At 62.8% G+C, this 21,817-nt stretch carries 17 protein-coding genes; 12 read left to right on the top strand and 5 right to left on the bottom strand.

The features are described from left to right. Positions 1–20: 20 nt before the first annotated feature. Together ACJ8MK_RS19700 and mgtA are read right to left on the bottom strand one after the other, a co-directional pair. The gene (locus ACJ8MK_RS19700; RefSeq protein ID WP_442517994.1) at positions 21–2,411 is read right to left on the bottom strand and encodes a family 20 glycosylhydrolase; all 2,391 of its coding nucleotides are present in this window, start codon (positions 2,409–2,411) and stop codon (positions 21–23) included. A 211-nt stretch (positions 2,412–2,622) separates the two neighbouring features. Then, a complete protein-coding gene (gene mgtA, locus ACJ8MK_RS19695) occupies positions 2,623–5,331 on the bottom strand; it encodes a magnesium-translocating P-type ATPase (protein WP_442517993.1) in 2,709 nt (902 codons plus the stop codon). Positions 5,332–5,754: 423 nt separating this feature from the next. Here mgtA and treR point away from each other — a divergent pair, with 423 nt between their 5' ends. The 3 genes from treR to treC all read left to right on the top strand — a co-directional run bounded on the left by treR (position 5,755) and on the right by treC (position 9,979). Continuing rightward, entirely contained in the window at positions 5,755–6,702 is a 948-nt protein-coding gene (gene treR / locus ACJ8MK_RS19690) for a trehalose operon repressor TreR (RefSeq protein WP_442517992.1), read from the top strand. A gap of 129 nt (positions 6,703–6,831) precedes the next feature. Then, a complete protein-coding gene (gene treB, locus ACJ8MK_RS19685; protein ID WP_033636857.1) occupies positions 6,832–8,247 on the top strand; it encodes a PTS trehalose transporter subunit IIBC in 1,416 nt (471 codons plus the stop codon). A 67-nt stretch (positions 8,248–8,314) separates the two neighbouring features. After that, the gene (treC, locus tag ACJ8MK_RS19680) at positions 8,315–9,979 is read left to right on the top strand and encodes an alpha,alpha-phosphotrehalase (RefSeq protein ID WP_442517991.1); all 1,665 of its coding nucleotides are present in this window, start codon (positions 8,315–8,317) and stop codon (positions 9,977–9,979) included. A 29-nt stretch (positions 9,980–10,008) separates the two neighbouring features. Here the strand turns inward: treC and ACJ8MK_RS19675 are convergent, their stop codons facing one another. Continuing rightward, positions 10,009–10,533, bottom strand: coding sequence for an NAD(P)H-dependent oxidoreductase (locus ACJ8MK_RS19675; RefSeq protein ID WP_346418693.1), 525 nt, complete (start codon positions 10,531–10,533; stop codon positions 10,009–10,011). Between the two features lie 109 nt (positions 10,534–10,642). Between ACJ8MK_RS19675 and ACJ8MK_RS19670 the strand changes: the two genes are divergently transcribed. The 3 genes from ACJ8MK_RS19670 to nrdG all read left to right on the top strand — a co-directional run bounded on the left by ACJ8MK_RS19670 (position 10,643) and on the right by nrdG (position 14,573). Then, positions 10,643–11,557 (top strand): LysR family transcriptional regulator, encoded by a 915-nt coding sequence (locus tag ACJ8MK_RS19670; RefSeq protein WP_033636854.1) that lies wholly within the window; start codon positions 10,643–10,645, stop codon positions 11,555–11,557. A gap of 244 nt (positions 11,558–11,801) precedes the next feature. Further along, complete coding sequence (gene nrdD, locus ACJ8MK_RS19665) at positions 11,802–13,940, top strand: anaerobic ribonucleoside-triphosphate reductase (protein ID WP_047569581.1); 2,139 nt, start codon at positions 11,802–11,804, stop codon at positions 13,938–13,940. Positions 13,941–14,108: 168 nt separating this feature from the next. Further along, a complete protein-coding gene (nrdG, locus tag ACJ8MK_RS19660; RefSeq protein WP_049198750.1) occupies positions 14,109–14,573 on the top strand; it encodes an anaerobic ribonucleoside-triphosphate reductase-activating protein in 465 nt (154 codons plus the stop codon). A 245-nt stretch (positions 14,574–14,818) separates the two neighbouring features. On the opposite strand, the gene ACJ8MK_RS19655 is transcribed toward nrdG, so the two are convergent. Continuing rightward, positions 14,819–15,676 carry a DUF4365 domain-containing protein gene (locus ACJ8MK_RS19655; RefSeq protein ID WP_442517990.1) on the bottom strand — a complete coding sequence of 286 codons (858 nt, stop codon included), beginning with the start codon at positions 15,674–15,676 and terminating at the stop codon, positions 14,819–14,821. A 363-nt stretch (positions 15,677–16,039) separates the two neighbouring features. Continuing rightward, positions 16,040–17,095: a permease gene (locus tag ACJ8MK_RS19650; RefSeq protein WP_442517989.1), complete on the bottom strand. Its 1,056-nt coding sequence runs from the start codon at positions 17,093–17,095 to the stop codon at positions 16,040–16,042. A gap of 227 nt (positions 17,096–17,322) precedes the next feature. Here ACJ8MK_RS19650 and phnF point away from each other — a divergent pair, with 227 nt between their 5' ends. The 6 genes from phnF to phnK are packed head-to-tail and all read left to right on the top strand — an operon-like array spanning position 17,323 to position 21,806. Then, positions 17,323–18,051, top strand: coding sequence for a phosphonate metabolism transcriptional regulator PhnF (gene phnF, locus ACJ8MK_RS19645; RefSeq protein WP_060428779.1), 729 nt, complete (start codon positions 17,323–17,325; stop codon positions 18,049–18,051). Further along, the gene (phnG, locus tag ACJ8MK_RS19640; protein WP_019453314.1) at positions 18,052–18,495 is read left to right on the top strand and encodes a phosphonate C-P lyase system protein PhnG; all 444 of its coding nucleotides are present in this window, start codon (positions 18,052–18,054) and stop codon (positions 18,493–18,495) included. A gap of 3 nt (positions 18,496–18,498) precedes the next feature. Beyond that, complete coding sequence (gene phnH, locus ACJ8MK_RS19635; protein ID WP_442517988.1) at positions 18,499–19,080, top strand: phosphonate C-P lyase system protein PhnH; 582 nt, start codon at positions 18,499–18,501, stop codon at positions 19,078–19,080. Further along, positions 19,080–20,165 (top strand): carbon-phosphorus lyase complex subunit PhnI, encoded by a 1,086-nt coding sequence (locus tag ACJ8MK_RS19630; RefSeq protein WP_442517987.1) that lies wholly within the window; start codon positions 19,080–19,082, stop codon positions 20,163–20,165. The genes phnH and ACJ8MK_RS19630 overlap by 1 nt, the downstream gene beginning before the upstream one ends. Then, complete coding sequence (locus tag ACJ8MK_RS19625) at positions 20,158–21,018, top strand: alpha-D-ribose 1-methylphosphonate 5-phosphate C-P-lyase PhnJ (RefSeq protein WP_016929301.1); 861 nt, start codon at positions 20,158–20,160, stop codon at positions 21,016–21,018. Before ACJ8MK_RS19630 ends, ACJ8MK_RS19625 begins: the two co-directional genes overlap by 8 nt. Beyond that, complete coding sequence (gene phnK, locus ACJ8MK_RS19620; RefSeq protein ID WP_164097573.1) at positions 21,018–21,806, top strand: phosphonate C-P lyase system protein PhnK; 789 nt, start codon at positions 21,018–21,020, stop codon at positions 21,804–21,806. Before ACJ8MK_RS19625 ends, phnK begins: the two co-directional genes overlap by 1 nt. Positions 21,807–21,817 lie beyond the last annotated feature (11 nt).

The raw sequence follows: 21,817 nt of genomic DNA, 5'->3' as shown, positions 1-21,817 counted from the left end.
CTGGCCGAGCCCCGTCACCCTCACTCCGTTTTAAGCCCCCGCAGCAGCGCCTCCAGCGGGTACACCGCCGCAATCACCACCTCGTCGCGCGTCTGCGCCGCCGCATCCAGCTGGCGCTGCGCTTGTTCGGCCTCGGCCCGGCTCAGCTGTTTGCCCTGCTGATGGCGATCCAGCAGCATTAAGCCCAGCGTGGCCAAGGCATCGACGTCCTGCGCCACCGGCGCCAGCTCTCGCAGCGTGCGGTTGCCCGCGATCGCCGTCTGCAGCGCCGCGCCGTTCGCCTGCCAGCGCTGCAGTCGTTCGCGCAGCGCCTGCGCCGCCGCCTTATCGCGCTTATCCTTCAACAAGGCTGCGACCTGTGCCTGCATCTCACGTACCGCGCCGCTCTCCGGCGGCAGCGCATCGGCAAAGCGGTTCAGCGGTTCGAACTGGTGATAGTTGCCGGCCTGGAACTTCAGGTGCTGGCGGGTGTAATACTGCGCCGGCTCCACCGCCTCGGCCAGGATCTGCAGCGGCACGATCTGCACGCTGTTGCTCAGCCGGGTGAATTCGCGCGCCGTTTCCGCGTGCTGCTGCAGGCCGACCGACACCACCGACCAGGCGTCGATCGCCGCCAGCCGCCGGTACATGTTGTTTTCGTCGGTGACGTCCTGCGCCGACCACAGCCGCTCCGCCACCGCGAAGGCGCGCGGCCACAGCTTGAGATCGAGAAGCGGCGCGCGCACGTTTTCCGCCCACAGCGCCGCTTCACCGCCGAGAATGTTGGCCTGCCCCTTCTCGTCCGGCACCACCGGCATCTTGCCCGCCGGCACCGCCGCCAGCTTGTCGCCGCGGGTGGGGTAACGCACGTTGCCGACCAACGTATAGCCGCTGAGCTTGTCCTGCTGCAGCGTGAACACCGGCCGCGTGTCACCCATCCAGGTATCGACGCGGAACGTCACCTGCTGCGGCGTGCGCCAGACAATGTCGTGCACCGCGCGGCGCGACTTGCCGTTGAAATCGATAAAGCCGCGCCAGCCCTGTTTGCCCTCGATCAGCGTGAAGCTGCCCTCCACCGCGCTGCCCTTCAAGCGCGGCATGCTGAAGCCCCAGCTTTGCGCCTGCTCGCCGGGCTGCACCGCCGTCTCGACCCCCAGCGGCTGCGGCAGAATTTCATTGCGGTAGTGATAGGCGGTGCTTTGCGGCTGATCGAGGTAGAAACCGGTGGAGAGGATGCCCTGATAGCCGTCCTGCGCGCTGGCGCCCAGCGAGTCTTGCCCCTGCCAGGACTGAATGACGATCGAGCGCGGCAGCGACGGATGATAGATCTCGTCCCAGCCGACCATCTGCCGCTGGTGTTTCTCGAGGATCTTTTCCAGCTTCTGGTTGAAGTAGGCCTGCAGCGCATGGGTATCCGCCAGCCCGTTCTTCTGCATAAACGCCTGAATCGACGGCGACGCCCGCCACTGGCTGGCGTCCACCTCGTCGCCGCCGATGTGCAGATAAGGATCGGGGAAGATCGCCGCCAGCTCGCCGACGATCGTGTCGACAAACTGATACACCTCGTCGCGGGTCGGATCGAGCGTCGGCTTATGCACGCCCCACTCGCGCTCCATCCGATACGGCCCCGGCGCGCTCATCAGGTCGGGATAGGCCACCGCAATGCTGGAGGCATGCCCCGGCATGTCGATCTCCGGCACCACGCGAATGCCGCGCGCCGTGGCGTAAGCCACCACCTGCCGCATCTGCTCGCGGGTGTAGAACTGGCCGTCGCTGGCCTGCTGTTGCAGCTTGGGATAATGCTCGGAGGCAAAGCGCCAGCCCTGATCGTCGGTCAGGTGCCAGTGGAACACGTTAAGCTTGGCCGCCGACATGCCGTCGAGCTGGCGCAGAATGTCCGGCAGCGGCAGGAAATGACGCGCCGAATCCAGCAGCACGCCGCGCCACGGAAAACGCGGCACGTCGCGGATATCCACCAGCGGCAGGAAGGTATTTTGCCCGTCGGTCTGCAGCAGCTGCAGTAGGGTCTCCATGCCGCGCAGCGCGCCGAAACGCGTGTTGGCGGTCAGCGTGGCGCCCTGCGGCGTGACCGCCAGCCGGTAACTCTCATCGCTGCCCGGCAGCGGCTGCGCCGCCACCCGGTCCTTGATCACCACCTTGATCGCCGCGCCGTTCGCTTCTTCCATCGGCGCCAGCGTCCAGCCGGTCTGCAGTCCGATGCGCTGGCGCCAGCGCGGCAGCGCGTCGCCCAGATCGTCGCCCTGCAGCGTCAGAGACAAACGGTGATCCAGCACCAGCTTGCCCGCCGGTTGCGTTACTTCCACCTGCTGCGGCCAGGGCATCAGCGGCAGATCGCCGGCCGGCTGCGCCAGCGCGCCGCAAGAAAACCATAACGATGAAGCCAGTAGCGTATAACGGAAAGGTCTGTGCATCGGAAATTCCTCAGAGGAAAAAAACAAAATATCCCCAATGAATTTCAAACCACCGCCAGGCGATAAACAACAACGCGGTGGCTTGAAAGGCGCAGGGGAAAACAGCCAACGCTGTAGATAAAGACTCAGCCCAGAACAGATGTCCAACCGTTGCGGTGAAAAAGCGGACGGGATCACAGTCGCCCCCTCCCGGCCGGAGGGGGCGAGCGGGTTATTGCCAGCCGTAGCGGCGCACGAACCAGCCTTTCACGCACTGGGTCAGCACCATGTAACCGACGAGGATCAGCACCAGCCACGGGAAGTAGCCGAGCGGCAGCGCCTGCAGCTGCAGGAAGCCGGCCAGCGGCGAGAACACCAGGCCGATGCCGGTGGCGATCACCGCCAGCGTCATGATGCACAGCGGCCAGGACGGGCGGCTCTGGATAAACGGAATTTTGCGCGTGCGGATCATGTGGACGATCAGCGTTTGCGACAGCAGCCCTTCCACGAACCAGCCGGACTGGAACAGCGTCTGCATTTCCGGCGTATTGGCCTTGAATACCCACCACATCAGGCTGAAGGTCAGCACGTCGAAGATCGAGCTGATCGGCCCGAAGAACACCATAAACCGCCCCAGATCGGCGGAGTTCCAGCGCTGCGGCTGGGTGATCTGATCGTCGTCGACGTTATCGAACGGGATGGCGATCTGCGAGATGTCGTACATCAGGTTCTGAATCAACAGGTGCAGCGGCAGCATCGGCAGAAACGGCAGGAAGGCGCTGGCGATCAGCACGCTGAACACGTTACCGAAGTTGGAGCTGGCGGTCATCTTGATGTATTTCAGCATGTTGGCGAAGGTACGGCGCCCTTCGATCACCCCCTGCTCCAGCACCATCAGGCTTTTTTCCAGCAGGATAATGTCCGCCGCTTCCTTGGCGATGTCCACCGCTGAATCGACGGAGATGCCGATATCGGCCGCGCGCAGCGCCGGCGCATCGTTGATGCCGTCGCCCATAAAGCCCACCACGTGCCCCTGGCGGCGCAGCAGTTTGACGATGCGCTCCTTGTGCAGCGGCGTCAGCTTGGCGAACACCGTGGTGCGCGCCGCCGCCTGCGCCAGCTGCTCGTCGTCCATCTGTTCGATCTCGCGGCCGCGCAGCAGACTATCGGCCTCCAGCCCGACGTCCCGGCACACTTTGGCGGCCACCAGCTCGTTGTCGCCGGTGAGGATCTTCACCGTGACGCCGTTCTGTTTCAGCGCCGCCAGCGCCGGCGCGGTGCTCTCTTTCGGCGGATCGAGGAAGGCGACGTAGCCTTCGAGGATCAGATCCGACTCATCCGCCACGCCGTATTCATGGGTTTGCGCCGGCAGGATCTTGTTGGCCACCGCCACCACCCGCAGCCCCTGCTGGTTGAGATCGTCGGTGATGCGGCGAATGCGCGCCAGCAGCGCCTCGCTCAGCGGGATCACCTCGTCTTCGTGGCGCACGTGGCTGCAAATCGCCAGCATCTCTTCCAGCGCGCCCTTGCACACCAGCTCGTGATACTCGTTGTCCTTGGCCACCACCACCGACATGCGGCGGCGCACGAAATCGAACGGGATCTCATCCACCTTGCGGTAGTTTTGCAACGCCGCCGGCTGCCGATTCTGCTCCGCGCAGCTCAGCACCGCCACGTCGAGCAGGTTTTTCAGCCCGGTCTGGTAGAAGCTGTTCAACCAGGCATAGCGCAGCACCCGCTCGCTGCCGGCGCCGAACGCATCGGTGTGGCGCTCCAGCACGATCTTGTCCTGAGTCAGGGTGCCGGTCTTGTCGGTGCACAGAATGTCCATGGCGCCGAAGTTCTGGATGGCGTCCAGGCGTTTGACGATCACCTTCTGGCGCGACAGCTTCACCGCCCCTTTGGCCAGCGTCGAGGTGACGATCATCGGCAGCATTTCCGGCGTCAGCCCGACCGCCACCGACAGCGCGAACAGCGCCGCTTCCCACCAGTCGCCCTTGGTGTAGCCGTTGATCAGCAGCACGATCGGCGTCATCACCAGCATAAAGCGGATCAGCAGCCAGCTGACCTTGCTGATGCCGCTCTGGAAGGCGTTCGGCTGCTGCTCCTGGCTGGTGACGCGCTGCGCCAGCTGGCCGAAATAGGTGCCGCCGCCGGTGCCGATCACCATCGCCAGCGCGGTGCCGCTGACCACGTTGGTGCCCATGAAGCACAGGTTCTGGCAGTCGAGCGGATCGGCCGCCAGCGCCTGCGGCGCCGCGGATTTTTCCACCGGCAGCGATTCGCCGGTCAGCGCCGCCTGGCTGATGAACAGATCCTTGGCCGACAGCAGGCGCAGATCCGCCGGGATCATGTCCCCGGCCGCCAGCTTGACGATATCGCCCGGCACCAATTGCGCGATCGGCAGCTCCACGTGTTCGCTCTTGCCGGTGAGCGCATCGCTGCGGATCACCGTGGCGGTGTTGCTCACCATCGCTTTCAGCGCATCGGCCGCCCGGTTGGAGCGCGCCTCCTGGATGAAGTTCAGCAGCGTGGAGATCAGCACCATCAGCGCGATCACCAGCGCGCCGGTGAGATCCTCTGTGGCGTACGAGATCATGCCGAGCGCGGTCAGCAGCAGGTTGAACGGGTTGCGGTAGCAGTGCCAGAGGTGTTGCCACCAGGCCTCTTTCTGCTGATCGTCGATGACGTTCTCGCCGCAGCGCCGGCGCACCTGCTCCGCCTCATGGGCGGTGATGCCTTCCGGGTGGCTGTGGAAACGCTCAAACAGCTGCATCGTCTCTGCGGCGGCGCATTCCAGCCGCTGTTGCGCCAGGCCGGCCGGAATATCGTGCGCAGCGCCGCCGACGCCGTCCAGCAGGCTGTCGCGGCGCACCAAACGGCGCGGAAGGCCGCGGGCGAACAGGCCCAGCAGCTGACGGGGGAGTTTTTTCAGTTTCATGGTTCGCACCTCGTCGCCCGGTGCCTCACGGCAGCGGGTAAACGGGGATCGTCATCGGCCGGGCGGATGGCGGGTGCGCCAAAAAGCCTCTGCCAACGCAGATCCTTATTCTTTTTTCAGCAGCAGGAGCGAACGACGAAGCGCGCGCCACCGGTTACCGTGATGTACTTCACCGGTAAAACAGCAGCGCCAGGCGGAAAGGTTTTACCGGTGAACCGAGTGAGTGTCTAAAGCGGTCGGGTCGGGGTCCATATGGGGAATCACCTCCGGTAAAGGGAAAAACAGAGCGGCAGGAGCGGCCGTTCAGCGCAGTGCAACAATCCCGTATTGCCTCAAGATCCGCGTGGGAAAATGAGCTATGCTGACGGGCATTGTTTTACAGGCCATTATGTTACGCCTGTCCACCTCAACGAAAAGTAAACCATGCAAAACCGGCTGACCATCAAGGACATCGCACGCCTGAGCGGCGTAGGCAAATCCACCGTCTCACGGGTGCTGAACAACGAAGGCAGCGTGAGCCCGCAGACCCGCGAACGGGTGGAAGCGGTGATCCGTCAGCAAGGGTTTACCCCCTCCAAGTCGGCGCGCGCCATGCGCGGCCAGAGCGACAAAGTGGTGGGCATCATCGTTTCCCGTCTCGATTCGCCGTCGGAAAACCAGGCGGTGCGCACCATGCTGCCGCTGCTGTATCAGCAGGGTTTCGATCCTATCGTGATGGAGAGCCAGTTCGAAACCCGCCTGGTGCAGGAGCACCTGCACGTGCTGCGCCAGCGCAACGTCGACGGCGTGATCCTGTTCGGCTTTACCGGGCTGACCGCGGCGATGCTCAAACCGTGGCAGGAAAAAATGGTGGTGATGGTGCGCGAATACGACGGCTTTTCGTCCGTCTGCTACGACGACGCCGGCGCGGTGAACCTGCTGATGGATCGCCTGTATCGGCAAGGGCACCGGCACATCAGCTATCTGGGGGTGCAGCTCAGCGACGCCACCACCGGCCAGCGCCGCTACCAGGCCTATCTCGACGCCTGCGAGCGCCTCAAGCTCACGCCGCGCGCCACGCTGGGCGAGCTGAGCTACCAGAGCGGTTTCCAACACGCCGCCGAGGTGATCGACCCGCACACCAGCGCGCTGATCTGCGCCTCCGACAGCATCGCCCTGGGGGCGATCAAATACCTGCAGCAGCAGCCGACGCACGCCATCCAGGTGTGCGCCATCGGCAACACCCCGCTGCTCAGCTTTCTGTTCCCCGACACCCTGTCGGTGGAGTTCGGCTACGGCAGCGCCGGCCTGCTGGCGGCGCAACAGCTGCTGGCGCAGCTCAACGGTGAACAGGGGATCCGCCGCCTGGTGGTGCCCAGCAAACTTTCCTGATTAAAAGACGACCATTTTTTGTCATTTTGTGATCCTCGCCCCAAACCGGGAACGTTCCCATTCCATAAAAAAATCCGAGTGACTAAGCTTTGATCATTACTCAGCCAACACCTCTGCAGGTATCCCATAATGAGCAAAGTAAAACAGCAGGATATTGATCGCCTGATTGTTTTGGTCGGCGGCCGCGAAAACATCGCCACCGTCAGCCATTGCATTACCCGGTTGCGTTTCGTCCTCAACGACCCCAGCAAGGCCAGCCCCAAGGAAATCGAAGAGCTGCCGATGGTCAAAGGCTGCTTCACCAACGCCGGGCAGTTCCAGGTGGTGATCGGCACCGACGTCGGCGACTACTATCAGGCGCTGATCGCCAGCACCGGCGTCAACGAGGCCGACAAGGAGCAGGCCAAGGTGGCCGCGCGCCAGAACATGACCTGGACCGAGCGCACCATCTCCCACTTCGCCGAGATCTTCTTCCCGCTGCTGCCGGCGCTGATCAGCGGCGGTCTGATCCTCGGCTTCCGCAACGTGATCGGCGATATCCCGATGTCCGGCGGCCAAACGCTGGCGCAGATGCACCCGGCGTGGAAAACCATTTACGACTTCCTGTGGTTGCTCGGTGAAGCGATCTTCATGTTCCTGCCGGTGGCCATCTGCTGGTCGACGGTGAAAAAGATGGGCGGCACCCCGGTACTCGGCATCGTGCTGGGCGTCACCCTGGTGTCGCCGCAGCTGATGAACTCCTACCTGCTCGGCCAGCAAACGCCGGAAGTGTGGAACTTCGGCTGGTTCGTGATCCAGAAAGTCGGCTATCAGGCGCAGGTGATCCCGTCGATCCTGGCGGGCATGGCGCTGGGCTGGATCGAAACCCGGCTGAAAAAGATCGTCCCCGACTACCTCTATCTGGTGGTGGTGCCGGTGGTTTCGCTGCTGCTAGCGGTGTTCCTGGCGCACGCGCTGATCGGGCCGTTCGGCCGCATGATCGGCGACGGCGTCGCCTGGGCGGTGAAAGCGGTGATGACCGGCAGCTTCGCCCCGGTGGGCGCCGCGCTGTTCGGCTTCCTGTATGCACCGCTGGTGATCACCGGCGTGCACCAGACCACGCTGGCCATCGACATGCAGATGATTCAGAGCATGGGCGGCACCCCGGTGTGGCCGCTGATTGCGCTGTCCAACATCGCGCAGGCCTCGGCGGTGCTCGGCATCATCATCATCAGCCGCAAGGCCAACGAGCGTGAAATCTCGGTGCCGGCGGCGATCTCCGCCTATCTCGGCGTGACCGAACCGGCGATGTACGGCATCAACCTCAAATACCGTTTCCCGATGCTGTGCGCGATGATCGGCTCCGCGATCGCGGGCCTGATCTGCGGCCTGGACGGCGTGATGGCCAACGGCATCGGCGTCGGCGGCCTGCCGGGCATCCTGTCTATCAAGCCGCAGTTCTGGCTGATTTACTCGCTGGCGATTCTGGTGGCGATCGTCATCCCGCTGGTGCTGACCATCATGGTCTACAAACGCAAGGCCGCCCGCGGCGAGCTGCCGGTTTAATTGACGCAAGATGAATGTAGGGGCCCGCTCACGCGGGCTCGTTGTCACGATTCAAAGGTATCCAGTTATGAGCAACCCAACCCCCTGGTGGCAGAACGGCGTCATCTACCAAATTTATCCGAAGAGTTTTCAGGACAGCACCGGCAACGGCTACGGCGATTTGGCCGGCGTGACCCGGCGGCTGGACTATCTGCAGGAGCTGGGCGTCGACGCCATCTGGCTGACGCCGGTCTATGTATCGCCGCAGGTGGACAACGGCTATGACGTGGCGGACTACTGCGCCATCGATCCGGCTTACGGAACCATGGCGGACTTCGAGCAGTTGGTCGCCGCCACCCACCGGCGCGGCATCCGCATCGTGATGGACATGGTGTTCAACCACACCTCGACCGAGCATCCGTGGTTCAAGGCCGCGCAGGATCGCCACAGCCCGTATCGCCAGTTCTACGTCTGGCGCGACGGCGAGGGGGATACGCCGCCGAACAACTGGCGATCCAAGTTCGGCGGCAACACCTGGCAGTGGCACGCCGACAGCGGCCAGTACTATCTGCACCTGTTCGCCACCGAGCAGGCGGATCTCAACTGGGAACACCCGCCGGTGCGCGAAGAGCTGAAGAAAGTGTGTCAGTTCTGGGCGGACAAAGGCGTCGACGGCCTGCGCCTCGACGTGATCAACCTGGTGTCCAAGCAGCAGGACTTCCCGTCCGACAGCCAGGGCGACGGCCGCCGCTTCTACACCGACGGCCCGCGCATTCACGAGTTCCTGCAGGAAATGAGCCGCGACGTGTTCCAGCCACGCGGCCTGATGACGGTGGGCGAGATGTCCTCCACCACGCTTGAGCATTGCCAGCAGTACGCGGCGCAGAGCGGCGAAGAGCTGTCGATGACCTTCAACTTCCACCACCTGAAGGTGGACTACGCCGGCGGTGAAAAATGGACGCGGGCGGCGCCGGATTATGTGGAGTTAAAGCAGATCTTCCGCCACTGGCAGCAGGGGATGCATAACCGCGCCTGGAACGCGCTGTTCTGGTGTAACCACGATCAGCCGCGCATCGTGTCGCGCTTCGGCGATGAAGGCGCACTGCGGGTACCGGCCGCCAAAATGCTGGCGATGGTGCTGCACGGCATGCAGGGCACGCCTTATATCTATCAGGGTGAAGAGATCGGCATGACCAACCCCGGCTTCCGCACCATCGAGCAGTACCGCGACGTGGAAAGCCTGAACATGTACGCCGAGCTGAGCGCCCAGGGCCGCGGCGACGCCGAACTGCTGGCGATCCTGGCGGACAAATCGCGCGACAACGGCCGCACGCCGATGCAGTGGAGCGCCGCGCCGCACGCCGGTTTCACCACCGGCACGCCGTGGATCGGCTGCGCCGAGAACTACCCGCACATCAACGCCGACGCGGCGCTGGCCGACCTCGATTCGGTGTTTTACGCCTACCGCCAGCTGATCACCCTGCGCAAGCAGTATCCGCTGCTGACCCACGGCGACTATCAGGATCTGGCGCCGGATCACCCGGCGCTATGGTGCTATCAGCGCAGCTGGAACGGCCAGCGCCTGCTGGTGGTAGCCAACCTGAGCCGCGAACCGCTGGCCTGGGCGGCGGAAGGCGTGGAAGCCTCCGCCCAATGGCGCCCGCTGATGAGCAACTACAGCGACTCGGAGGACCAGCCGCAGGCGCTGACGCTGCGGCCGTTCGAAGCGGTGTGGTGGTTGCTCGAAGACTGACCCCGCAGGGCGCAGCGATGAACTGCGCCCTACAATGTCCCCATCAGCACCACCACCCCGGCGGCCTCTTGCGCCAACTGCTCATCGCTCATGTCGCTCACGCCCTGCACCAGATGCGGCGGCAGATAATCCATGCCGGTCAGGTTAGCCAGCGCGTGGAACGGCAGCAGCAGATCCTGCACCGGATAGCGGTTGTAGCCTGCCGGCGTGTAGGCCTGCGCGTTGCCGCCGGTGCTCACCACCAGCTGCAGCGGCTTGCCGTGCAGTTTGGTGCCCTCGCTGCCGTAGGCGAAACCATAGGTTAATACCGCGTCCTGCCATTCGCGCAGGATCGCCGGCGAGCTGTACCAGAAAAACGGGAACATCATTACCACCGCATCGTGGCTTGCCAGCAGTGCCTGTTCGCGCGCTACGTCGATGCGGTAATCCGGGTAAGCGCGGATCAGCTCGTGCACGGTCACGTTAGGCAGCGGGCGCACGGCCTCGATCAGCGCCTGGTTGATGCGCGACTCGTCGGGGGTGCGGTGGGCGGTTAACACTAAAATGCGTGACATAAAGGATTCCTTGAACGTAAAGAAGAAGATGAGGCATTTTTCCATTTCTGCCGCTTCGGGTGTAGGCTGTTCAAGGTCACTTCAATTTCAACCGAAAGTATCAACCACTATGTCGCTGCCCTTTGACGTGCACCGCCTGCTGCCGGCCTTCCTCGCCGCCGCGCAGGCGCAAAATTTCTCCGCCGCCGCCCGCCAGCTGGGCGTCACGCCGGCGGCGGTCAGCAAAAATATCCGCGCGCTGGAAGAGAAGCTGGCGCTGCGGCTGTTTCAGCGCAACACCCACAACGTGCTGCTGACCGACGAGGGCAAAGCGCTGCTGGCGCAGGTGGCGCCGCTGTGGCAGGCGTTGGCGGCGACGCTGGAAAGCGCCGGCGGCGAACGGCAGGCGCCGGCCGGGGTGGTGCGCGTCACGATGATCCCCGGCTTTGGCCGCCAGATGCTGATGCCGTTGATCCCGCAATTTCTGGCGCGCTACCCGCAGATCGATCTCGATCTGTCGCTGGATGCCCGGGTGGTGAATCTGGTGGGCGAAGGTTTCGACGTCGGCATCGGCAGCCGGGTCGATCCCGACAGCCGGCTGGTGGCGCGCCCGCTCTACCCGATGCATATGGTGCTGGCAGCGTCGCCCGACTATCTGGCGCGGCGCGGTGAACCGCAAACGCCGCACGATCTGCTGCGGCACGACTGCCTGCTGCACCGCAACCCCAGCAACGGCCGCCACGTCAAATGGCAGCTGCGCCATCAGGGTGAAACGCTGGCGCTGGATCTGAACGGCCGATTGGTGGTGAGCCGCCCGGAGATGCTGCTGGATGCGGCGCTGGCCGGGCTCGGCATCGTCAACCTGGCGCGCTGGTACCTCGAAAAGCACTTTGAGCAGGGCACGCTGCGGCCGGTGCTGGCGGAGTGCTGGCCGCGCCCGGTGCAGCTGTGGCTCTATTACGCCTCGGCGGATCTGCCGCCGCGGGTGCGCGTCTGGGTTGATTTTCTGCTGGCGCATTTTCGCGATCGGCCGGTGAGCGATTGACGACTGTTCAGCTTGCGCACGCTCTTCCGATTTCCTTGTTCTACATCAAAAGAATCTCGCCAATATCTATATATAGTGCATTAAGAATTGCGAACACCTATATATAGTAGTTATCCACAAAATCATCCACACGCCGCCACAGCCCTTACGCGCTGCGGCTTTGCCCTGTGGATAAGCGAAATTTGACGGTTGCTCGCCACGCCAGGCGGGTATGAACGCTCCCTCGGGGAACAAGGAGTACAACGTGAAACCAGTAGTGATTAAGCGGGACGGTTGCCAGGTACCTTTTGACGAAGCGCGCATCGCGCAGGCCATCGAGCGCGCCGCGCTGGCGGTGGGCGTGGTCGACGCCGACTACTGCGCCACCGTCGCCCGCGTGGTCGCTCAGCGCATGGAGCAGCAGCCGCGCGTCGATATCCACGAGATCCAGCAGGCGGTGGAAAACCAGCTGATGGCCGGCGAATACAAACAGCTGGCGCGCGCCTATATCGAATACCGCCACGATCGCGACGTGGCGCGCGAGCTGCGCGGCCGCCTGAACCAGGAGATTCGCGGCCTGGTCGAGCAGAGCAACCGCGCGCTGCTGAACGAAAACGCCAACAAGGACAGCAAGGTGATCCCCACCCAGCGCGACCTGCTGGCGGGCATCGTCGCCAAACACTACGCCAAGCAGCATATCCTGCCGCGCGACGTGGTGCTGGCCCATGAACGCGGCGAAATTCACTACCACGATCTCGACTACTCGCCGTTCTTCCCGATGTTCAACTGCATGCTGATCGATCTGAAAGGCATGCTGACCAACGGCTTCAAGATGGGCAACGCCGAAATCGAGCCGCCGAAGTCGATCTCCACCGCCACCGCCGTGACCGCGCAGATCATCGCCCAGGTCGCCAGCCATATCTATGGCGGCACCACCATCAACCGCATCGATGAAATTCTGGCGCCGTTCGTCGACGAGAGCTTCCGCAAACACCTGCAGGTGGCGGAAGCGTGGCAGATCCCGGACGCCAAAGGCTATGCCATGGCGCGCACCGAGAAAGAGTGTTACGACGCCTTCCAGTCGCTGGAGTACGAGGTCAACACCCTGCACACCGCCAACGGCCAGACGCCGTTCGTCACCTTCGGCTTCGGCCTCGGCACCAGCTGGGAATCGCGCCTGATCCAGCGCTCGATCCTGAAAAACCGCATCGCCGGGCTGGGCAAAAACCGCAAGACCGCCGTGTTCCCCAAACTGGTGTTCGCCATCCGCGACGGCCTCAACCACCAGTACGGCGATCCGAACTACGACATCAAACAGCTGGCGCTGGAGTGCGCCAGCAAGCGCATGTATCCGGACATCCTCAACTACGATCAGGTGGTGAAGGTCACCGGCTCGTTCAAAACGCCGATGGGCTGCCGCAGCTTCCTCGGCACCTACGAGCAGGACGGCGAGCTGGTGCACGACGGCCGCAACAACATCGGCGTCATCAGCCTCAACCTGCCGCGCATCGCGCTGGAGGCGATGCGCGATGAATCGCGCTTCTGGGCGCTGCTGGATCAGCGCCTGCAGTTGGCGAAAAAGGCCCTGATGACGCGCATCGCCCGGCTGGAAGGCATCAAGGCGCGGGTGGCGCCAATCTTATACATGGAAGGCGCCTGCGGCGTGCGGCTCAAGGCCGACGACAACATCGCCGATATCTTCAAGAACGGCCGCGCTTCAATTTCGCTGGGCTATATCGGCCTGCACGAGACCATCAACGCGCTGTTCGGCGGCGAAAATCACGTGTATGACGACGAGGCGCTGCGCGCCAAAGCGGTGGCGATCGTCGCACGGCTGCGCGCCGCCGTCGACGCCTGGAAAGACGAGACCGGCTACGGCTTCAGCCTCTACAGCACGCCGAGCGAGAACCTGTGCGATCGCTTCTGCCGGCTGGACACCGCCGATTTCGGCGTGGTGCCGGGCGTCACCGACAAGGGCTATTACACCAACAGCTTCCACCTCGACGTGGAGAAGAAGGTCAATCCGTACGACAAGCTGGATTTCGAAGCGCCCTACCCGCCGTTGGCCAGCGGCGGCTTCATCTGCTACGGCGAATACCCGAACCTGCAGCACAACCTGAAGGCGCTGGAAGACGTGTGGGACTACAGCTACAGCCGGGTGCCTTACTACGGCACCAACACGCCGATCGACGAGTGCTACGAATGCGGCTTCACCGGTGAGTTCTCCTGCACCAGCAAAGGCTTCACCTGCCCGAAATGCGGCAACCACGACTCGGCCAAGGTCTCGGTCACCCGCCGGGTGTGCGGCTATCTCGGCAGCCCCGATGCCCGGCCGTTCAACGCCGGCAAGCAGGAAGAGGTGAAACGCCGGGTGAAACACCTCGGCAACGGGCAGCTCGGCTGAAAAGCGCCGTGCAGCCTATGCAGAAGCCTGTTCATCAGGCGTGATTGTCGCAGCCAGTTTGCCTTCGGCCAGCGCGCACAAACCGCAGCGTACACGCAGTACGTGAGGAGTGGGGGCACTGCCCGGAGGCAAAATGGCCAGTAAAATAGCCTGATGGGCAGGCCTCACATGAATTATCACCAGTACTACCCGATCGACGTCGTCAACGGCCCCGGCACCCGCTGCACGCTGTTTGTCGCAGGCTGCGTGCACCAGTGCCCCGGCTGCTACAACAAAAGCACCTGGCGGCTCAACTCCGGCCAGCCGTTTACCCCGGCGCTGGAAGACCGCATCATCGCCGATCTGAACGATACGCGCGTGCCGCGCCAGGGGCTGTCGCTCTCCGGCGGCGATCCGCTGCACCCGGCCAACGTGCCGAGCATCTTAACGCTAGTGAAACGGGTGCGCACCGAGTGCCCCGGCAAGGATATCTGGCTGTGGACCGGCTACCGGCTGGCGGAGCTGGACGCACAGCAAATGCAGGTGGTGGATAGGATCAACGTGCTGATCGACGGCAAGTTCGTGCAAGATTTAAAAGACCCGGCGCTGATTTGGCGCGGCAGCAGCAACCAGGTGGTGCATAGGTTGCGATGAGCTGATAGTGCTATGTGTTGGCCCAAGCTCGAACTGATACAGCTACGGCACAGAGCCAATCTGATAGGCTGCTTTGTGCCAGGAACAGACGTTACTTACCTCGCGATATATTAATTTATGGTGAGCTGGTCACATGTTTGGTAAACATGTGTCAAATATTTAGTGGTGTAAGTGAATATCGACATCAGATTGCTGAAATAATGATGCAGAACGCGGCCTAATTAATTAGGGCGCAACTGCGCCCTTTAATAACCCGTCATGTGATAAACCCAATCTTTTGTCTGCCGTCTAATTTCACGACTCAATGTTTGGGGCAGTATTTCATTTGGAGTTCGGTCGCCCTTAATCCAATTAAAAGCATGATTGAACATATAAAGCAATATCGCCTCGTTATTCTCAAAGTAATCGATAGCTTCTTCTATAAGGGGAGCTCTTAGCACCAGCCTTCTATCATGAGATACAGCATCTTTCAGCTTTTCATAATCGATGAAATGATGGTTGAATATGTCAATTTCGCTATTAAAAGTTATATAGTCCTTGTGTTTATCTTGGAGGTAATAGTCTTCCTCTACAAAATTATCTAAGTCATGTTGTTCTAAATCATCTAATAATGATTTGGCGAGCCTTATCAGATCTTTGTCGGATTCTGAAAGCATTGCCATCCTCCAGGAATTTTTGGATTCAACACATAATTTATCTGAATCTGTGAAGGTGACTTTTTTGGACTGGTGTCCTTTTGAGGTTATTTCTTGAACTATTTCATCCAGACATTGTTTTGAAAATGGCTTCCAGAACATCTCAGGATCATTATGGCTATCCGCCATTACGATGGAGACCAAAACAACTTGAGTTTCCAACTGTTGCCAGTACATAAAGTCAGATAGATCGATCTGTATATCAGGGGTGTTTCCAACCGTTGATTTAATTTGAACCGCAAAAAAGTCCCCAGTTGATATTTCATCTTCAAAAATTTCAACTTGAGCATCTATGCCAACATCAATATCAAGCAATCGGCAAGGCCAATTAAAATAGCGAACTATCCAATAAGCAAAATATAGCTCACCTGCTCTTCCTGTTACTCCGGTGCTTTTGTATTTTTTCATAGCTTAGCTCATAGCTCTTCCTTTTCTCTGAGTTAGACAGGTTACACCCTAGCTAATTGTCTGCCAACTGAATGGTTAATATGAATTGCAACTGTTCCTGTAGTCACTTTCGTGAGAGCAGACCACAAAAGTGACTACTTCCGCTCCTCGCTCAAAGCCGACCAACAGCGCCCCTAGACACTGTAAGTCCAGCTGTGAGCTAGCGCAGCTCAACATCATCCTCGATAGCGCCCCCGAATTTTCGCTTTGAATAAAGCCATTCGTTTTCCTGCTTCCGAATGGCTTAAATAAATCGCTGTGCCGGTGCTTAAACGTTCAAAGGCGGCATCTCCTCCATTGAGATAGCGTCAAGTCACGAATCAGTTACACCAACCCCATCCCCACCACGCCGGTCAGTGCGCCGCACAGCGCCACCAGCGCCGCCGTCAGGCACAGCGCCCGGGCGGAGAAGGCCTTGTTGAGCATCAGCAGCGAAGGCAGGCTGACCGCCGGCAGGGTCATCAGCAGCGCCAGCGCCGGGCCCGCGCCCATGCCCGCCAGCATCATGGTCTGTACGATCGGGATTTCCGCCGCGGTGGGGATAACGAACAGGCAGCCGACGATCGCCAGGCCGATGATCCACAGCAGGCTATTGTCGACGGCGCCGTCGGCGTGCGGGAACAGCCAGACCCGCGCCGCGCCCAGCGCCAGCACCGCCAGCACGTAGATCGGGATGGTCGACCAAAACAGCGCCCACAGCGCTTTGCCCCAGCGGGCGAGGAACGGCCGCTCGTCGTTCTGCGCCGTCATCAGCGGCGGCTGCGGCGCGGCGGGCTGCGGATCGTTGGCGGTCACGCGCTGCACCAGCCAGGCGATACCCAGCACCATCACCACGCCCGCCACCAGGCGGATGGCGGCGAACGGCCAACCGAGCACAAACCCCATGAACACCAGCGTCGCCGGGTTCAATACCGGGTTGGCGAGCCAAAAGGCCAGCGCGGCGCCGCTGGACACCGACTGGCGGCGCATGCCGGCGGCAACCGGTGCGGCGCAGCAGGTGCACATCATGCCCGGCAGCGCGATCAGCGCCCCCAGCACGGTGCCGGAAAAACGCCGGTGGCCAAGCGTGCGCACCAGCCAGTCTCGCGGGATCAGCACCTGCACCAGCGAGCCTAACAGCACCCCGAGCAGCGCCGCCTTCCATACCGCGGTGAAGTAGACCAGCGCGTACTGCCAGGCCGCCAGCCAGGGGCTCGCAGCGCCGTCGGCCAGGATCGATTTGCCGATCGAATGGCTGTCCGCCGCCACGAACGCTTTGCCGTAGTAAGGCTGCCATTTGACGTAGTAGAGGCCGACGGCCACCACCAGCAGAAACAGGATCGGTTTCCACAGCGGCCAGGCGCGTGGGGCGGGTTCAGGGGCGTTCAGAGATTGCGGCATGGTCGCGGCCAGAGTCAGTCAACAGTGGCGCCAGCATAGCGCGCCGCCGCCGCCCGTGCACGCCCGGGCTGTCCAAAATAGTTCATCTGTTCGCCACCGACGCGTAACGCGATTGTCATCTGCGCCCGGCACCATGATGCCAACTTGAAAACCACAGGGTAGACGCACGATGAAACGCACCGCTTTCGCCTTCATCGCACAGCCATCGGTATGACGAGGTTTTTATTATGATGGAGTTATCTAGACATCCGACCACTTACCCCACCCGCTATCAGCAGATCGCCGCGCAGCTGGAACAGGAGCTGCGCACGCAGTACCGCTGCGGCGACTACCTGCCTTCGGAACAGCAGCTGGCCGAACGTTACCAGGTCAATCGCCACACCCTGCGCCGCGCGGTGGATCAACTGGTAGAACGCGGCTGGCTGCAGCGCCGCCACGGCGTCGGCATTCTGGTGCTGATGCGGCCTTACGACTACCCGCTGCACGCCAATACCCGCTTCAGCCAGAACCTGTTCGAGCAGGGCAGCCACCCCACCAGTGAGCGCTTACTCGCCGTCTTGCGCCCGTGCAATGGGCATATCGCCAGCGCGCTCTCGCGTGAAGAAGGCGAAATGGTGATCCACCTGCGCACCCTGCGCCGGGTCAACGGCGTGCCGATGAGCGTGATCGACCACTATCTGCCCGATCTGGACTGGTGGCCGGCGCTGCAGCAGTTCCACAGCGGTTCGCTGCACCAGTTTATCGAACAGCACCTCCAGCAGGCGCTGACCCGCCGCCAGACGCGCATCAGCGCGCGCCGCGCGCAGGCCAAAGAGAGCCGGCTGCTGGAGATCGCCACCCACGCGCCGCTGCTGTGCGTGCGCACCCTTAACGTCCGCAGCGGCGGCGAAGACGTGGCGGAATACTCCGTCAGCCTGGCCCGCGCCGACATGATTGAACTGACGATGGAGCACTGAATGCAAGCCTTAGAGTCGAGACAACGCTGGATGTCGGTGCTGGCGCACAGCCGGCCCGAGCAGTTGCGCAGCCACTGGCAGGCGCTGAACCTCAGCCCGGGTTACCGCAGCATCCGCGCGCCGGAGATCGGCCTGGCCCAGCTGCAGGGGCGCATGGGCGCCACCGGCCGCCGCTTCGTGCTGGGGGACATGACGGTCACCCGCGCGGTGGTGCAGCTGGACAACGGCGGCTACGGCTACAGCTATATCGCCGGGCGCGACAAGGCGCACGCCGAGCTGTGCGCGCTGGCCGATGCGCTGCTGCAACAGCCGGAACACGGCGAACGCCTGCAACAACAGCTGATCGCGCCGCTGGCCGCGCTGCAGCACGAGCAGCGCCAGCTGCGCGCCCGGGCGATCGCCGCCAGCCGGGTGGACTTCTTTACGCTGGTGCGAGGGGATTAAGCCATGAGTTTATTGACCGGTTTTGAGCAACCGATAGACCAATCGCAGCACGCTTTCCGTTTGATTCTTAAAGCCTTGAGCGAACCGGGCCACCGGGTGATGCTGCCGAACGGCCCGGCCTGGGCGCCGCTGAACGCCGCCAGCACCGCCGCGCTGCTGACGCTGGCCGATCAGGAAACGCCGCTGCAGCTGTGCGCGGCGCTTAAAAGTGAGCAAGTGCTAACAAACATTCGTTTTCACAGCGGTGCGCCGCTGGCCGCCACGGCGCAGGAGGTCTGTTTTGCCCTGTTCGATGAGCACGTGCAGGCCGCCGATCTGCAGGCGTTGCCGCACGGCACTGAAATCTCGCCGGAGTTCGGCGCCACGGTCATCGTGCAGCTCGGCGAGCTGGAGAACGGCGCCGCGCTGCGCCTGACCGGCCCCGGCATCGAGAGCCAACGCCTGATTGCGCCGCGCCTGCCGCCGGCGCTGCTGGATTATTTGGTCAACCGCCCGCAGCGCTTCCCGCTGGGGCTGGATATTTTGCTGACCTGCGGCGATCGCCTGCTGGCGATCCCGCGGACCACCCGCGTGGAGGTGTGCTGATGTACGTAGCGGTAAAAGGGGGCGAAAAAGCCATTGAGGCGGCCCATCAGCTGCAGGAACAGCTGCGGCGCGGCGACGACGCGCTGCCGGCGATCGGCGCAGAACAAATCGAACAGCAGCTGGGGCTGGCGGTGGATCGGGTGATGACCGAAGGCGGCATCTACGATCGCGAGCTGGCGGCGCTGGCCATCAAACAAGCCAGCGGCGATCTGGTGGAGGCGATCTTCCTGCTGCGCGCCTACCGCACCACCCTGCCGCGCCTGGCGGTCAGCGAGCCGCTGGCCAGCCAAAACATGCGGCTGGAGCGGCGCATTTCGGCGGTTTACAAGGACTTGCCCGGCGGGCAGGTGCTGGGGCCAACCTACGACTACACCCACCGGCTGCTGGACTTCGCGCTGCTGGCGGAAGGCGAGGCGCCGCGTGCGCCGCAGGCCGACGAACCGCTGCCGGATAACTGCAGCCACGTGTTCGATCTATTGTGTCGCCAGCAGCTGGCGCGGGAGGAACAGGACGACGGCAGCGCGCCGGACGACATCACCCGCAATCCGCCGGTTTACCCCTGCTCGCGCTCGGCGCGCCTGCAGCAGCTGGTGCGCGGCGACGAAGGTTTTCTGCTGGCGCTCGGCTACGCCACCCAGCGCGGCTACGGCCGCAACCACCCGTTCGCCGGCGAGATCCGCACCGGCCACGTTTCGGTAGAGATCGTGCCTGAAGAGCTCGGTTTCGCCATCGACATCGGCGAAATCCTGCTGACCGAGTGCGAAATGGTCAACGGCTTCGTCGATCCAAAGGACCACCCACCGCACTTCACCCGCGGTTACGGGCTGGTGTTCGGCCGCGCCGAACGCAAGGCGATGGCGATGGCGCTGGTAGATCGCGCATTGCAAAGCCCTGACTACGGCGAAGGCGTCGCCGGCCCGGCGCAGGACGAAGAGTTCGTGCTGGCCCACGCCGACAACGTCGAGGCCGCCGGCTTCGTCTCCCATCTCAAGCTGCCGCACTACGTCGACTTCCAGGCCGAACTGGAGCTGCTCAAGCGGCTGCGACAGGAATACAGCGAGCGTCAGGAGGCCCGCGATGAGTGAAGTATTGACCGGCTATAACCTCGGCTATCTGGACGAGCAGACCAAGCGCATGATCCGCCGCGCCATCCTGAAGGCGGTGGCGATCCCCGGCTATCAGGTGCCGTTCGGCGGCCGCGAGATGCCGATGCCCTACGGCTGGGGCACCGGCGGCATTCAGCTCACCGCCAGCGTTATCGGCCGCGCCGACGTGCTGAAGGTGATAGACCAGGGCGCCGACGACACCACCAACGCGGTGTCGATCCGCCGCTTCTTCCAGCGCGTCGCCGGGGTGGCCACCACCGAACGCACGCCGGAGGCCACGCTGATCCAAACCCGTCACCGCATTCCGGAAACCGCGCTGCGCGAAGACCAGATCCTGATCTATCAGGTGCCGATCCCGGAGCCGCTGCGCTTTATCGAGCCACGCGAAACCGAGACCCGCAAGATGCACGCGCTGGAGGAGTACGGCGTGATGCAGGTGAAGCTGTATGAGGACATCGCGCGCTACGGCCACATCGCCACCACCTATGCCTACCCGGTGAAGGTCAACGATCGCTACGTGATGGATCCGTCGCCGATCCCGAAATTCGACAACCCGAAAATGCACATGATGCCGGCGCTGCAGCTGTTCGGCGCCGGGCGCGAGAAACGCATCTACGCCCTGCCGCCGTTCACCAAGGTGGAGAGCCTGGACTTCGACGACCACCCGTTCAGCGTGCAGCAGTGGGACGAACCCTGCGCGCTGTGCGGCTCGCGCCACAGCTACCTGGACGAGGTGGTGCTCGACGATCGGGGCAACCGCATGTTCGTCTGTTCGGACACCGACTACTGCCGGCAGCAGCTGGCGCAATCTTCGCAAGAGGCGCAGCACTGATGACTTCCACCCCTTTGAGCACCACCCCGCTGCTGTCGGTGAACCGGCTCACCCACCTGTACGCCCCCGGCAAGGGCTTCAGCGACGTGTCGTTCGACATCTACCCCGGTGAAGTGCTGGGCATCGTCGGCGAATCCGGCTCCGGCAAAACCACGCTGCTGAAGTCGATCTCGGCGCGGCTGGTGCCGCAGCGCGGGCAGATCCTGTACCGCCCGCAGGCGGGCCAGGAACAGGATCTGTACGCCATGGCGGAGAGCGATCGCCGCCGCCTGCTGCGCACCGACTGGGGCGTGGTGCACCAGCACCCGCTCGACGGCCTGCGGCCGCAGGTCTCCGCCGGCGGCAACATCGGCGAACGGCTGATGGCCATCGGCCAGCGCCACTATGGCGACATTCGCCGCCAGGCCGGTCAGTGGCTGGAAGACGTCGAAATCCCGCTGTCGCGCCTCGACGATCTGCCGACCACCTTCTCCGGCGGCATGCAGCAGCGGCTGCAGATCGCCCGCAACCTGGTCACCCACCCCAAGCTGGTGTTTATGGATGAGCCGACCGGCGGGCTGGACGTGTCGGTGCAGGCGCGCCTGCTCGATCTGCTGCGCAACCTGGTGGTGGAGATGCAGCTGGCGGCGGTGATCGTCACCCACGATCTCGGCGTGGCGCGGCTGCTGGCCCACCGCCTGCTGGTGATGAAACAGGGCGAAGTGGTGGAGAGCGGCCTGACCGACCGGGTGCTGGACGATCCGCACCATCCCTACACCCAGCTGCTGGTTTCTTCGGTGCTGTCGTAACCCAAGGCGAT

The organism is Serratia sp. CY38905 (assembly GCF_052168875.1).
Classification (GTDB): Bacteria; Pseudomonadota; Gammaproteobacteria; order Enterobacterales; family Enterobacteriaceae; genus Serratia; species Serratia sarumanii.
Note: the sequence above shows the minus strand (reverse complement) of the source record. Positions and strands in the feature narration are given on the sequence as shown.

Coding starts and splice junctions, on each gene's coding strand:
- ACJ8MK_RS19700 (WP_442517994.1), bottom strand. CDS start 2,411: ATGCACAGACCTTTCCGTTATACGCTACTGGCTTCATCGTTATGGTTT.
- mgtA (WP_442517993.1), bottom strand. CDS start 5,331: ATGAAACTGAAAAAACTCCCCCGTCAGCTGCTGGGCCTGTTCGCCCGC.
- treR (WP_442517992.1), top strand. CDS start 5,755: ATGCAAAACCGGCTGACCATCAAGGACATCGCACGCCTGAGCGGCGTA.
- treB (WP_033636857.1), top strand. CDS start 6,832: ATGAGCAAAGTAAAACAGCAGGATATTGATCGCCTGATTGTTTTGGTC.
- treC (WP_442517991.1), top strand. CDS start 8,315: ATGAGCAACCCAACCCCCTGGTGGCAGAACGGCGTCATCTACCAAATT.
- ACJ8MK_RS19675 (WP_346418693.1), bottom strand. CDS start 10,533: ATGTCACGCATTTTAGTGTTAACCGCCCACCGCACCCCCGACGAGTCG.
- ACJ8MK_RS19670 (WP_033636854.1), top strand. CDS start 10,643: ATGTCGCTGCCCTTTGACGTGCACCGCCTGCTGCCGGCCTTCCTCGCC.
- nrdG (WP_049198750.1), top strand. CDS start 14,109: ATGAATTATCACCAGTACTACCCGATCGACGTCGTCAACGGCCCCGGC.
- ACJ8MK_RS19655 (WP_442517990.1), bottom strand. CDS start 15,676: ATGAAAAAATACAAAAGCACCGGAGTAACAGGAAGAGCAGGTGAGCTA.
- ACJ8MK_RS19650 (WP_442517989.1), bottom strand. CDS start 17,095: ATGCCGCAATCTCTGAACGCCCCTGAACCCGCCCCACGCGCCTGGCCG.
- phnF (WP_060428779.1), top strand. CDS start 17,323: ATGATGGAGTTATCTAGACATCCGACCACTTACCCCACCCGCTATCAG.
- phnG (WP_019453314.1), top strand. CDS start 18,052: ATGCAAGCCTTAGAGTCGAGACAACGCTGGATGTCGGTGCTGGCGCAC.
- phnH (WP_442517988.1), top strand. CDS start 18,499: ATGAGTTTATTGACCGGTTTTGAGCAACCGATAGACCAATCGCAGCAC.
- ACJ8MK_RS19630 (WP_442517987.1), top strand. CDS start 19,080: ATGTACGTAGCGGTAAAAGGGGGCGAAAAAGCCATTGAGGCGGCCCAT.
- ACJ8MK_RS19625 (WP_016929301.1), top strand. CDS start 20,158: ATGAGTGAAGTATTGACCGGCTATAACCTCGGCTATCTGGACGAGCAG.
- phnK (WP_164097573.1), top strand. CDS start 21,018: ATGACTTCCACCCCTTTGAGCACCACCCCGCTGCTGTCGGTGAACCGG.